At 61.0% G+C, this 12,955-nt stretch carries 8 protein-coding genes; 3 read left to right on the top strand and 5 right to left on the bottom strand.

Annotation, left to right across the window (positions count from 1 at the left end; genetic code table 11):
* The 3 genes from L0H65_RS00785 to L0H65_RS00775 all read right to left on the bottom strand — a co-directional run.
* Positions 1-3,427, bottom strand: a 3,427-nt coding sequence (locus L0H65_RS00785; protein ID WP_301456857.1) for a pyruvate carboxylase, incomplete at its 3' end; no start/stop codon positions are given.
* Positions 3,428-3,546: 119 nt separating this feature from the next.
* The gene (locus tag L0H65_RS00780; protein WP_301456856.1) at positions 3,547-5,097 is read right to left on the bottom strand and encodes an MDR family MFS transporter; all 1,551 of its coding nucleotides are present in this window, start codon (positions 5,095-5,097) and stop codon (positions 3,547-3,549) included.
* A gap of 167 nt (positions 5,098-5,264) precedes the next feature.
* Complete coding sequence (locus L0H65_RS00775) at positions 5,265-5,702, bottom strand: CHRD domain-containing protein (RefSeq protein ID WP_301456855.1); 438 nt, start codon at positions 5,700-5,702, stop codon at positions 5,265-5,267.
* Positions 5,703-5,894: 192 nt separating this feature from the next.
* Here L0H65_RS00775 and L0H65_RS00770 point away from each other — a divergent pair, with 192 nt between their 5' ends.
* Positions 5,895-8,258, top strand: coding sequence for an ATP-dependent helicase (locus tag L0H65_RS00770; RefSeq protein ID WP_301456854.1), 2,364 nt, complete (start codon positions 5,895-5,897; stop codon positions 8,256-8,258).
* A 93-nt stretch (positions 8,259-8,351) separates the two neighbouring features.
* Here L0H65_RS00770 and L0H65_RS00765 read toward each other — a convergent pair whose 3' ends face one another.
* Positions 8,352-9,500, bottom strand: coding sequence for a benzoate/H(+) symporter BenE family transporter (locus tag L0H65_RS00765; RefSeq protein WP_301456853.1), 1,149 nt, complete (start codon positions 9,498-9,500; stop codon positions 8,352-8,354).
* A 636-nt stretch (positions 9,501-10,136) separates the two neighbouring features.
* A complete protein-coding gene (locus L0H65_RS00760) occupies positions 10,137-10,379 on the bottom strand; it encodes a DUF1127 domain-containing protein (protein ID WP_301456852.1) in 243 nt (80 codons plus the stop codon).
* A 221-nt stretch (positions 10,380-10,600) separates the two neighbouring features.
* On the opposite strand from L0H65_RS00760, the gene L0H65_RS00755 reads away from it, so the two are divergent.
* Positions 10,601-11,668 carry an Mrp/NBP35 family ATP-binding protein gene (locus L0H65_RS00755; protein ID WP_301456851.1) on the top strand — a complete coding sequence of 356 codons (1,068 nt, stop codon included), beginning with the start codon at positions 10,601-10,603 and terminating at the stop codon, positions 11,666-11,668.
* Positions 11,669-12,425: 757 nt separating this feature from the next.
* On the top strand, positions 12,426-12,935 hold the full coding sequence (locus L0H65_RS00750; protein WP_301456850.1) for a division/cell wall cluster transcriptional repressor MraZ: 510 nt from the start codon (positions 12,426-12,428) through the stop codon (positions 12,933-12,935).
* The last annotated feature ends 20 nt before the right edge of the window (positions 12,936-12,955 follow it).

The following is a 12,955-nucleotide window of genomic DNA, read 5'->3' as shown; positions in this document are numbered from 1 at the left end:
TCTGCGCACCGGGCGCGACATGCAGCGCCTTCACAACCGCCGTGCGGTCGGCGTGCAACCCGGTTTCCATCTTCATCGCCTCAACCGTCAGCAGCAGATCGCCTGCGTTGACTTTTTGACCCAGGGTGACGACGACGCTTGCAATGGACCCCGGCATCGGTGCGCCGATATGGTTGGGGTTGCCCTCTGCCGCTTTGGGTTTGGCGGCGGTTTTGGCCTTGACCGCGCGGTTTGGAACCCGGATCACGCGAGGCTGGCCGTTCAACTCAAAGAACACTTTGACATCGCCATCGTCGCCGGTCTCGCTGACCGTTTGCAGACGGATTTCCAGCGTCTTGCCGTGGCCGATCTCGGCCGAGATTTCCTCGCCCTCGTCCATGCCGTAAAAGAAGGTCCGCGTCGGCAAGATCCGCACCGGGCCATAAATGCGGTGGCGGTTGCGGTAATCGGTGAAAACCTTGGGATACATCAGATAGCCGTTCAAATCCTCATCATCGACGGTTTCCTCATCGGGTTCCTCTGCCCCTGCGGCCAGATCGGCGGCGAGTTTGGCGCGGGTCGCTTCCAGATCGACAGTGGGCAGGTTCGCGCCGGGGCGGTCGGTCATCGGCACCTCGCCCTTCAGCACCTTTTGCAGGATGGCATCGGGCCAGCCGCCATGCGGTTGACCCAGATTGCCGCGCAGCATGTCGATCACGGAATCGGGGAACACCACCTCCACGCCGGGGTCTTCGACCTGAGCACGGTTCAAGCCTTGGGCGACCATCATCAGGGCCATATCGCCGACAACCTTCGAAGAAGGCGTGACCTTGACGATATCGCCGAACATCCGGTTCACATCGGCATAGGTCTGCGCCACTTCATGCCAGCGTTCCTCCAGCCCAAGGGATCGCGCTTGCGCCTTGAGGTTGGTGAACTGGCCACCGGGCATTTCGTGCAAATACACCTCCGACGCGGGGGCTTGCAGGCCGGACTCGAATGCCGCGTAATGGGCGCGCACGCCTTCCCAATAGTTCGAAATCTCGCGGATGGCACCGATATCAAGCCCGGTATCGCGGTCGGTATGGGCCAGTGCCTCCACAATGGTTCCCAAGGTCGCCTGTGAGGTGTTCCCCGACAGCGCATCCATCGCGCAATCCACGGCATCAACGCCTGCATCGGCAGCGGCAAGGATGGTCGCACAGGCAATCCCCGCCGTGTCATGGGTGTGGAAGTGGATCGGCAAGCCGACCTCCTCTTTCAGCGCCTTGACCAGCAGTTTAGCGGCCGCGGGTTTCAACAGCCCCGCCATATCCTTCAGGCCCAAGACATGCGCGCCCGCAGCGCGCAAATCGCGACCCATGCTGACGTAATATTTCAGGTCATACTTCGCCCGATCCGGGTTCAGCATATCGCCGGTATAGCAAATCGTGCCTTCGCAAACCTTCTCCGCCCCCACCACCGCATCCATCGCGACCCGCATGTTTTCGACCCAGTTCAGGCTGTCGAACACCCGGAACACATCCACACCGGTTTCCGCCGCCTGTTTCACAAAGGCCTGCACCACGTTATCCGGGTAGTTGGTATAACCGACGCCGTTCGAGGCGCGCAGCAGCATCTGTGTCATCACATTCGGCATCGCCGCGCGAATGTCGCGCAACCGTTGCCACGGACATTCCTGCAAGAAGCGATAGGCCACGTCAAAGGTCGCCCCGCCCCAACATTCGACACTGAAAAGCCCGCCCAGATTGGCGGCATAAGTCGGCGCCACGCGGATCATATCAATCGACCGCATCCTTGTCGCCAGCAATGACTGGTGCGCATCGCGCATCGTGGTGTCGGTGATCAGCAACTTGGTCTGCGCGCGCATCCAATCCGCTACCGCTTGCGGGCCTTTTTGCTCCAGCAGGTTGCGGGTTCCCATCGGCGGCTCATTGCGCGGGGCCGGGGGTTTGGCGTCACGGATATCGGCGGCGGGCAGGGCGCGGCCTGCGGTTTCGGGATGCCCGTTCACCGTAATATCCGCGATATAGGTCAGGATTTTCGTCGCCCGGTCCCGGCGCTTCTTGAAATCCATCAGCTCCGGCGTGGTGTCGATGAATTTGGTGGTGTAGGTGTTGTCAAGGAAGGTCGGATGCTTCAGCAGGTTTTCGACAAAGGCGATGTTGGTCGAAACCCCGCGAATACGAAATTCGCGCAACGCCCGGTCCATTCGCTTGATCGCCGCTTCCGGGGTCTGCGCCCAAGCGGTCACCTTGACCAGCAAACTGTCATAATAGCGCGTGATTACGCCACCCGCGTAGGCGGTGCCACCGTCAAGGCGGATGCCCATGCCCGTTGCGCTTCGATAAGCGGTTAGGCGGCCATAATCCGGGATGAAGTTGTTTTGCGGGTCCTCCGTCGTCACCCGGCATTGCAGCGCATGGCCCGACAGGGTGACATCGGCTTGACTTGCCGCCCCGGTCGCTTCGGCCAAGGTTTTACCCTCGGCAATCTTGATCTGGGCCTGAACAATATCAATGCCGGTGACTTCCTCGGTCACCGTATGTTCGACCTGCACGCGGGGGTTCACTTCGATGAAATAGAATTTCTCGTCATCCATATCCATCAGGAACTCAACCGTTCCGGCACATTCATAGCCCACATGGGCGCAGATTTTGCGACCTAAATCGCAAACCTCGGCGCGCTGGGCGTCGGTCAGATAGGGGGCTGGCGCGCGCTCCACCACCTTTTGGTTGCGGCGCTGGACGGAACAATCACGCTCAAACAAGTGGTAAATTTCGCCGTGCTTGTCGCCGAGGATCTGCACTTCGACATGGCGCGCGCGCTGGATCATCTTTTCCAGATAGCCTTCGCCATTGCCAAACGCCGCTTCCGCTTCGCGCCGCCCTTCGCGAACCTTGTCGACCAACTCGGCCTCAGCCAAAATCGGCCGCATCCCGCGCCCGCCGCCACCCCATGACGCTTTGAGCATCAGGGGATATCCCACCTCCGCCGCCTGACGCTTGATCACATCGAAATCATCACCCAATACGTCGGTCGCCGGAATCACCGGAACCCCGGCCTCAATCGCGACATGCCGCGCGGATGCCTTATCGCCCAAGGCGCGCATGGTGGCAGCTTTCGGCCCGATGAAACAAATCCCGGCCTTGTCACAGGCATCGACAAAATCCGGGTTTTCCGACAGCAATCCATAACCGGGATGGATCGCATCCGCGCCAGCCATCTTGGCAACACGAATAATCTCTGGAATGCTCAGATACGCCCCCACCGGCGACAACCCCTCACCAATCCGGTACGCCTCATCCGCCTTGAAACGGTGCAGGCCCAGCTTGTCCTCTTCCGCGTAAACCGCCACGGTTTTCTTGCCCATCTCATTGGCGGCGCGCATCACGCGGATGGCAATCTCCCCCCGGTTGGCGATCAGGATTTTGCGGAATTCGGCCATGGCGGTCCCTCCGGGGATGCTGGATTTGCGCGCACTCTATTCATGCTGCGATGCAGCGCAACACATTCTTCATGTTTTGTTGAAACATTTATGAAAGAATCGGGGGAATGGACGTGCGCCTATTCCCCCTTCGGGACCATCCGGTTGGTCAACGGCACTTCTTTCAGGAATTGCGCCACGACGAAGCCAAAGACTGCCATTCCCGCAACCACCCAATAGATCGGGTGCAAGGCGGTGATAATGGCATTCGCCACTGCCTGCTGTGCGGCGGCGGGCAGCGTTGCCATGATGCGCGGACCAATCTCTCCGCCGATCTGGCTTGCGGTTGCAGGATCAAGCGCGCTGGCCATGCCGCCCGCGAACATCGCGCCGAACACCGCCACCGCCAGCGATCCACCGACCTGACGGAACATCACGCCGGCCGCCGTTGCAGTGCCAAGCTGCGCGCGCGGCACCGCGTTTTGCACCGCTGTCGTCACCACCGGGAAGATACTGCCCAGCCCAAGGCCCAGCACCAGAATCGACAGGCTGAACATCCAGACCCCGGTGTCCCGATCAATCCGCGTCAGCAGTACCGCCCCGGCGCAGATCATCACCATGCCAAATATCGGTAGCATCCGATAGCGCCCGGTCCGGCCCATGCACTGCCCCCATCCGGTGGATGACAGCAAAATCCCCGCCGTCATCGGTATGAGCATAAGGCCGGATACTGTCGGCGACACTTCCTTGGCGATTTGCAGGTACAGCGGCAAGAAGGTGATCGCCCCGAACATCGACGCCCCGGTGATGAAGCCGATGATCGAGGTGACGACAAAGACGTTCTGGGTGAACAGTGACGGCGGCAGGATCGGCTCTGCCGCGCGGCGCTCGATCACGACAAAGGCCAGAAGGGATGCGAGGCAAAGTGCGATCAACCCCAAAGCCTGTGGTGTGCCCCAGCCAAAACTCCGCCCGCCAAGGCTGGTTACAAGTGTCAGGCTACCCAGAATCAGCGTCAGCGCCGCCGCCCCGGCCCAGTCGATCTGGTGCTTGGCCCGCTTTCCTGTCGGGGCAAAGCCAATGCCAAAACCCGCCACAGCCAGCGCGCCCAGGGGCAGGTTGATATAGAAAATCCAGTGCCAACTGAACGCGTCGACAAACCAGCCCCCCAGCAATGGCCCCAGCACGGATGACAGCGAGAAGACCCCGGCGAACACGCCTTGGATCTTGCCCCGCTCGCGCGGGGGCACCACATCGCCGATCACCGATAGTGCAAGCACGAACAGCCCGCCGCCGCCAAGCCCCTGCAACGCGCGGGAGGCAATGAGGAACCCCATGGTTTGGGACAGACCACACAGCGAGGAGCCAAGCAGAAAAATGCCCACCGAGACGAAAACCATATTCCGCCGCCCGTAAAGATCGCCCAGCTTGCCGTAAAGCGGCGCGGCGATGGTGGAGGCGAGGATATAGGCGGTCACCACCCAGGACAGGTGCTCCAACCCGCCCAGATCGGCGACGATCGTGGGCAAGGCGGTGGACACGATGGTCTGATCGAGCGAGGCCAGCAGCAACAGAACAGCCACCGAGGCGATCACCAGCCGCGTCGATTGGGCGGGCGCAGGGGCACTTGTGCCGGGCGTTTCGGCTTCGCCCGCAACAGTCTTTGCCGGTGTGGTTTGCGGTGTCGTCATCGGATGTCCCTCGGATTTCCACGATGGCTGGCAACGCGGACCGAATCCGGACCGGCGCGCGGGTCTGCGTGCGCAGGGCAGGATTCGGATGGTCTGCAAAAACGAAACTGGCGACACCATGGGTGCCGCCAGTGCTATTTAACGCATTCTCAAGCGGTGACTATAGGTCACATCGCCTTTTCGACCTGCCCGCGGATTTCACCGTTCGGGTTCTGGTCGGTGTGCAGGTTGATGTACCACATGCCATCAAGGATTTCCTTCACTTGCTCCGGCGTCACCGTCGCCTCGCCATTGATCGGCGTCGCGTAACCGCCGGACTCAACCAGTGTCACCACCGGCGGGGCGTCAGCACCCTTGGCAGCGGGGCCGTGAAAATGGCCTGCGGTCGGATCGGCTGACATATCGTGGAACGTGATGTTGAAAGTCAGCTTGCCGGTCTCGGTATCCAGCGTACCCTCGGCCATGCCGCCGGCATTCTTGACGGGGGTGGATTGATCCACTTCCTGCGCCTGATCCAGTGTCGCGGTCCATTTGACGGTCTCTGCCAATGCGACGGTCGCCATCGACATCACCAATGCGGTAGAAAGTGCAAGTTTACCCAACATGAAAGATCCTCCTGATCCGGTTTCCAACAGGTCTTCGTGACCTGCTGTCATGCAAGTAGAACGCCGCTGCCGCACAACCGGTTCCCATCACCTTGACGTGATGCACGAAAGCCCGACGGCAACCCGCCGCACCTTTGGAACATTAGAAGAACAGGCCTTTCGCTCGGCGCGGAACCGCGCTAACCTTTGGTGATGAACGGCTATGATGAAAACGATGCATTCGAGGCGGCGGCGCGGCCGGTGCCGCTGTCGCAGCGCGCCATGGCTGCGCGACCGGCTGCCTATCTGGATGACCTCAACCCTGCACAACGCGCGGCGGTGGAGGCTTTGGATGGTCCGGTCCTGATGCTTGCCGGGGCAGGAACCGGCAAGACCAAGGCGCTGACGACCCGCATCGTACATCTTCTGAACACAGCCCGCGCCCGCCCGAATGAGATTTTGGCCGTGACCTTCACCAACAAGGCCGCGCGCGAGATGAAAGACCGTGTGGCGCGGCTGATGGGCCACGCGGTTGAAGGCATGCCATGGATGGGGACATTCCATTCGATTTCGGTGAAAATCCTGCGCCGCCATGCCGAACTGGTGGGGCTGAAAAGCAATTTCACCATTCTGGATACCGACGATCAGCTTCGCCTGCTGAAACAGCTTATCGCCGCCACCAACATCGACGAAAAACGCTGGCCGGCGCGGATGCTGGCGGGGTTGATTGATGCCTGGAAAAACCGGGCCTGGACGCCGGAAAAAGTGCCGTCGTCGGAGGCGTCAGCCTATAACAATCGCGGGACGGAGCTTTATCAGCAGTATCAGGAGCGTTTGCGCAGCCTGAACGCGACCGATTTCGGTGATCTGCTGCTCCATACCGTCACCCTGTTTCAGGCCCACCCGGATATCTTGCAGCAATACCAACGTTGGTTCAAATATATCCTTGTTGATGAATATCAGGATACAAATGTCGCGCAATACCTCTGGCTCAGGCTGTTGGCACAAGCGCACAAGAACATCTGTTGTGTCGGCGATGATGATCAGTCGATCTATGGCTGGCGCGGTGCCGAAGTCGGCAATATCCTGCGGTTCGAGACGGATTTTCCCGGCGCGCATGTCGTCCGGCTGGAACAGAATTACCGCTCCACCCCGCATATCCTCGCCGCGGCATCGGCGGTGATTGCCGCCAATTCCGGGCGCTTGGGCAAAACCTTGTGGACCGAGGCAACAGAAGGCGAAAAGGTCCGCCTGATCGGCCATTGGGACGGGGAGGAGGAGGCGCGCTGGATTGGCGATGAGGCGGAGGCGCTGCAACGCGGCACCCGCCATATGGAACCGCACAGCCTTGACGATATGGCGATTTTGGTGCGCGCCAGCCACCAGATGCGCGCGTTTGAGGATCGGTTCCTGACCATCGGCTTGCCGTACCGCGTCATCGGTGGCCCGCGTTTCTATGAGCGGTTGGAAATTCGCGATGCCATGGCCTATTTCCGACTTGCGGTGTCGCCTGATGATGATCTGGCGTTTGAGCGGGTGGTGAACACCCCAAAACGCGGGCTTGGCGACAAGGCGCAGCAGAATATCCAGCGCGTGGCGCGGGCGGGCGGCATGTCGCTGCTTGATGGCGCGCGGGCAATTTTGGCCGAAGGCGGGATTTCCGGCAAAGGGGCCGGGCAGTTGCGCGCCTTCACCGATGGTATGGCGCGCTGGCACGATGCCACCTTGAAGCCCGATTACAACCATATCGAACTGGCCGAGGTGATACTGGAGGAAAGCGGCTATACCGCCATGTGGCAGAATGACAAGACACCGGAAGCACCGGGGCGGTTGGAGAACCTGAAAGAACTGGTCAAGGCGCTGGACAATTTCGAGAACCTGCAAGGGTTTCTGGAACACGTCTCCCTCATCATGGAGAATGAGACCGAAGAACACGGCGCAAAAGTCAGCATCATGACGCTACACGCCGCCAAAGGTCTGGAATTTCCGGTGGTTTTCCTGCCGGGGTGGGAGGATGGTCTGTTCCCCAGCCAGCGCAGCATGGATGAAAGCGGCCAGAAGGGGTTGGAGGAGGAGCGCCGTCTGGCCTATGTCGGCATCACGCGGGCGGAAGAACTTTGTACGATCTCCTTCGCCGCCAATCGTCGGGTCTATGGCCAGTGGCAAAGCCAGCTTCCCAGCCGTTTCATTGACGAACTGCCCGCCGCGCATGTCGATATCCTGACACCACCGGGCCTTTATGGTGGCGGCTTTGGCGCAGCGGCACCGGCCCCCCGGATCGAGGAACGCGCAGCGAATGCCGATGTCTACAACTCGCCCGGTTGGCGGCGGATGCAGGAACGCAGCCAGCAATACGGCATGAGCCAGCCGCGTGAGGCGAAAAATACCGTGATCGACCTTGCGGCAGTGTCGTCCTTCACGCGCGGCGACCGGGTGTTCCATCAGAAATTCGGCTATGGCACGATTGCCGGGATCGAAGGCGACAAGCTGGATGTAGCCTTCGACAAGGCCGGATCGAAAAAGGTGGTTGCGGGCTTTGTCAAACCCGCCGATCAGGCGCATGATCTGCCGTTTTGATTTCACCGGGAAATCAGCTTTTCACGCCGTAGCGGCGCGCGGCGTTGTCAGGCGCGGCAGGTATTTTTGCCAAGATGAAATCGGGGGTCAGGGTCAGGTCTTTTGTGCCTGGCGGTCCAGCAGGTAAACCGCAAGCCCGGCCAGCAAGCCCCAGAACGCAGCCCCGATGCCCCAGAATGCCACGCCCGAGGCTGTGGTCAGCAAGGTGATCACCCCGGCGAAGCGTTGGTTCGGCTGGGCAAAGGCGGTGGAGGCTGCCCCCATCAGGGGGCCGAGCAGGGCCAATGCGACCACGCCAGTCACCAATGGGCCGGGCAGCGCCTTGATGACCGGGACAATCAGCGGACCGAACAGGCCAAGCAGCACCCAGACCCCGGCATAGGCGACCCCGACTTTCCAGCGTTGGGCTTTGTCACCATGGCTGTCGTCGCCGATGCAGATCGCGGCGGTAATCGCTGCCATGCTGATCGTGGACGCCCCGGCGAACGCCGCGATGCCGGACGCGACACCGGTGCCGACCAGCGCCGGGCGTACCGGCGGCGTAAACCCGGCCGCGCGCAACACCGCGAACCCCGGCAGGTTTTGCGAGGCCATGGTGACGAGATAGAGCGGCAGGCCCAGCCCGATCAGCACCGCACCGCGAAAATCCGGCGCAATGAACGTCAGATTTGGCGGGCGCAGGCTCAGGTCCGGCATTGTTGCCCCGCCGAGCGCAAAGGCCAGGATGATCCCGGTTGCAAGTGCTGCAAGGACGGCAAAAGCCGGGCTGCGCAGCCGCACCAGCACAAACACCAGCGTCATCGGCGCGACCAGCGCCGGAAGCGCCTTTAGGGCGCCGGCCAAGGGCAGGCAAAACGGCAGTAACACCCCGGCCAGCATCCCCGCCGCGATCCCGTCCGGAATGCGTTGGATCAATCGCCCCAACGGCCCCCATGCCCCCGTCACGACGACCAGCGCGGCGGCGAGCAGGAAGGCGCCGACCGCCTCTGCCATGCTGACGTTTTCGCTTGCCGCCAGCAGTGCCAGCCCCGGCGTCGACCAGGCCAGCACCACCGGAACGCGGGTGGCAAAGCTCAACACGCCGCTGGTCAGTCCTTTGACGATGCAGATCGCGAACACCCAGGACGCGGATTGCGCGGGTGTCGCGCCCAACACCGTCGCCGCAGAAAGCAGCAAGGCAATGGTGCTGCCGTAGCCGACAAGCGCGGCAGTGAGCGCCGATGATATCAAGGTTGTCCACATCGTCGCGCCCTCACTGATCCGGGGCGACTATCTGCGCGGTGGGTGTCAGCGGCAAGCTGAAAAAGAAGGCGCGGTCCTGGGGGAGGAGGAGAGGTGCCGCCGTTCCACATTGCCAGTCCTCCGGGAGGAGGAGAGGTGCCGCCGTTCCACATTGCCAGTCCTCCGGGAGGAGGAGCGAGGCCGGGCTGTAGCGGGGCCGAGCCGCACGGCGCGGGGGGCCTGTGAATCTTTAAGCAGCGACCCCGAGGGAGGAGGAGACGGGGCCGCTGCATTCCGCGCCCGGCTTAGGGAGGAGGAGCCGGGCGTAGCACGTTGGGCTGGCATCTGCCGCGCCCGGAATGTTTTGCAGCGACCCCAGGGAGGAGGAGAGGGGCCGCTGCTTTCTGCGCCCGGCTCAGGGAGGAGGAGGAGCCGGACGTAGGACGTTGGGCTGGCATTTGCCGGGCCCGAAAACCTTTGCGACGATCCCCGGGAGGAGGATGGGAACCGCCGCTGGTGCCACCCGGCTCAGGGAGGAGGAGAAGCCGAATGGTAACTTTGTGAAAGCCGAAGCTCTCGAAAATCTGTGGCGACCGCAGGTGTCGCCGCTGCCAGCACCGGGGCCGAGGGCGAGCCCCGCCCGATACCGGAAAGATGTCAGTTGCCGTAAGACGCTTCAATGGCGATCTGCGAGATCATCGAACGCGAAATCCCCAGATCGGTCAATTCGCGCTGCGACAGATTGCTCAACTCCGAAACGGTCTGGTTGTAGACGCGACGACGGTGCATCGAGTCTTTGACCGATTTCACCATCGCGGTGATACGGTCCATAATGCCAAAGGATGCAGCATGTGATGTGTTCTGGTAAGCCATTTCAGCCTCGGCTTTCTTTTCATCCAAGCGCGTTCTGTTGCGCTGTTAGGGGTAACATGGGTCATATGCTGCACCTGCACAATGGCCTATGCTGCAACGCAGCTATGCAGGAATGACATGGCAGGTTCGTTAAATTTCCCTAGGGTAAACAGACGCTTCGCCTAATATTTGAGCGTTTGGTCAACTCGGGCTTGCCCTTTGTGTGCAAAGGGTGAACCAATGGTTGCAAACTTGGGAAAGGGCGTACCATGGCATTGGATCGTGACGGAATTATGAAGGTGCTGGCAGGGGTTGGTCTGCCCGAGGGCGGCGATCTGGTGTCGCGCGATCTGGTCAGGGCGCTGACGGTCGAGGATGGCCGAATAAGTTTCGTGATCGAAGCGGCAACTCCCGAAGCGGCCCGCGCCTATGCCTCGGTGGAGGCGGAGGCCGAGGCACTGCTGCGGGCTTTGCCGGGGGTGAGCCATGTGCAAGTCATGTTGACGGCGCATGGCCCCGCCCCGAAAGCGCCGAGCCTGAAGATCGGGCAACACCCTACTGCGCAGCAGGGTGGCCCGGCGCCGATCAACGGCATTGACCGCATTGTTGCGATAGGGTCGGGCAAGGGCGGGGTCGGGAAATCTACCGTTTCGTCGAACCTCGCCGTTGCGCTGGCTAAACAGGGGCGGCGGGTTGGGTTGTTGGATGCAGATATCTATGGCCCAAGCCAGCCGCGCATGATGGGCGTGTCCAAACGCCCGGCCTCGCCCGATGGCAAGACCATCATTCCGTTGCAGGCGCATGGCGTTACCGTGATGTCGATTGGCTTGATGCTGAAAGAAGATGAAGCCGTGGTCTGGCGTGGCCCGATGATCATGGGTGCGTTGCAACAGCTTTTGACGCAAGTGGAATGGGGCAAGCTGGATATCCTGCTGATCGACCTGCCACCGGGGACCGGCGATATTCAACTGACCCTGTGCCAGCGCACGCAACTGACCGGGGCGATTGTGGTTTCCACCCCGCAGGACGTGGCGCTTTTGGATGCGCGGCGCGCGCTCGATATGTTCGGCAAGCTGAAAACGCCTGTTCTGGGGCTGATCGAGAATATGTCGACCTATATCTGCCCCAATTGCGGGCATGAGGCGCATCTGTTCGGCCATGGCGGCGTCGCGGCGGAGGCGGTCAAGCTGGGCGTCCCGTTTCTGGGGGAATTGCCGCTGGAACTGGAAACCCGTATCGCCGGTGATTCCGGTGTGCCGATTGCGGCGGGCGATGGTCCGGCGGCGGCAGCTTATGCCACGCTTGCCGCACGTTTGGTCGCGGGCGGCGTGGCCTGACGTTCTTTTTTCCCGTGAAACGACCGATAAGCCGCGCCTGACCTGCTCAGGCGCGGCTTTTGCGTCGGGATGCCGTGGGGACGGGCAGCGAACCCGTCGTCTCATGGGATTGTTTGGGATTGACGGGGCATTTCCTCGACTCTCCGAATCACTGTTCCGTGAATCACGGTGATTCCGGCGTGATTCGTGTTTACACCTCAGGTTCTCGGATGGAATGTTGTTGCATTTTTGCCGAAATGTCGCGTCGCGTGGGCAAAAGATGGGATATCTTGGGAAATCGTGGTTAGCACTGTTTTCGACTATATCTTGTGGGTACTTGATCAAGTTTGCGGTACAATTAGATTGATTCGGACAACAATCACTACCAGATGCTGTTTTTAGAGCTTCCGAAAATCAAGATATGGCCATCATTGCCCCAAAAATTCCATTGCGTCCCATGATCGCCCATGCCATCCATAATTCACGGAAGCAGAAAGACGGTCACGACAAACAGGGGCAACCAAAGACCCCGAAAAGGCGAAAAAAGCAGGCTCATACAGGCAACCGCTTTTTTGCTTCCGACGAAACAGAATTCGACGCGCGAGCGAGCAGACATCCCCCCAGGTGGCGCGCGCAGTCGGACACCCGGAAACGGGACAGGGCGGCGGATTGGGCAGTGGCAGCAGCTCAATCCGCCGTTGTCCGTTTACGGACCCCCTGATCACCCCGTTGCACGGAACAGATTTGAACGACGAGGAACGCAAGGGACGAGCATACGGTGTCGGACGATTTCAGAGGCGAATACCACCAAAAGGTGGACAACAAGGCGCGGGTTTCCATCCCTGCGGCTTTTCGCCGAGTCCTTGATGCCGGTGATCCCCCCAGCGCCGAATCCCCCCGCACCCGCATCGTCATGGTCTACGGCGGCACGAACCGCGCCTTTGTGGAGGGGTATACCGTGCGCAATTCCGACCGTATTGCCGCGCGCATCCGCAAGCTCCCGCTTGGATCGAAAGATCGCCGCATTGCGGAACGCGACCTGATCACCCGCTCCCTTTCCGTTGAAATTGACGAAAATGGCCGCATCGTCTTGCCGCAGAAAGTGCGCGACAAGATCGGGTTCGAGGACGGTGACGAGACCACCTTTGCCGGCACGCTCGAAAGTTTCCAGATCTGGAAACGCTCAGCCTATGAGGCTGAAAACGGCACCCTTGACGGGGATGAGGATGATCTGCCCGAAGGCGTGGATGTTCTGTCGCTGTTGGGCGGCATTGATCTGGGGGACTGAGGTTTGGAACTTTGCGGTCC

Origin of the sequence: Pseudorhodobacter sp., from assembly GCF_030452865.1 — a bacterium.
Classification (GTDB): domain Bacteria; phylum Pseudomonadota; class Alphaproteobacteria; order Rhodobacterales; family Rhodobacteraceae; genus Pseudorhodobacter.
The sequence above is the reverse complement of the archived record's forward strand: the minus strand, read 5'-3'. Positions and strand labels throughout refer to the sequence as shown.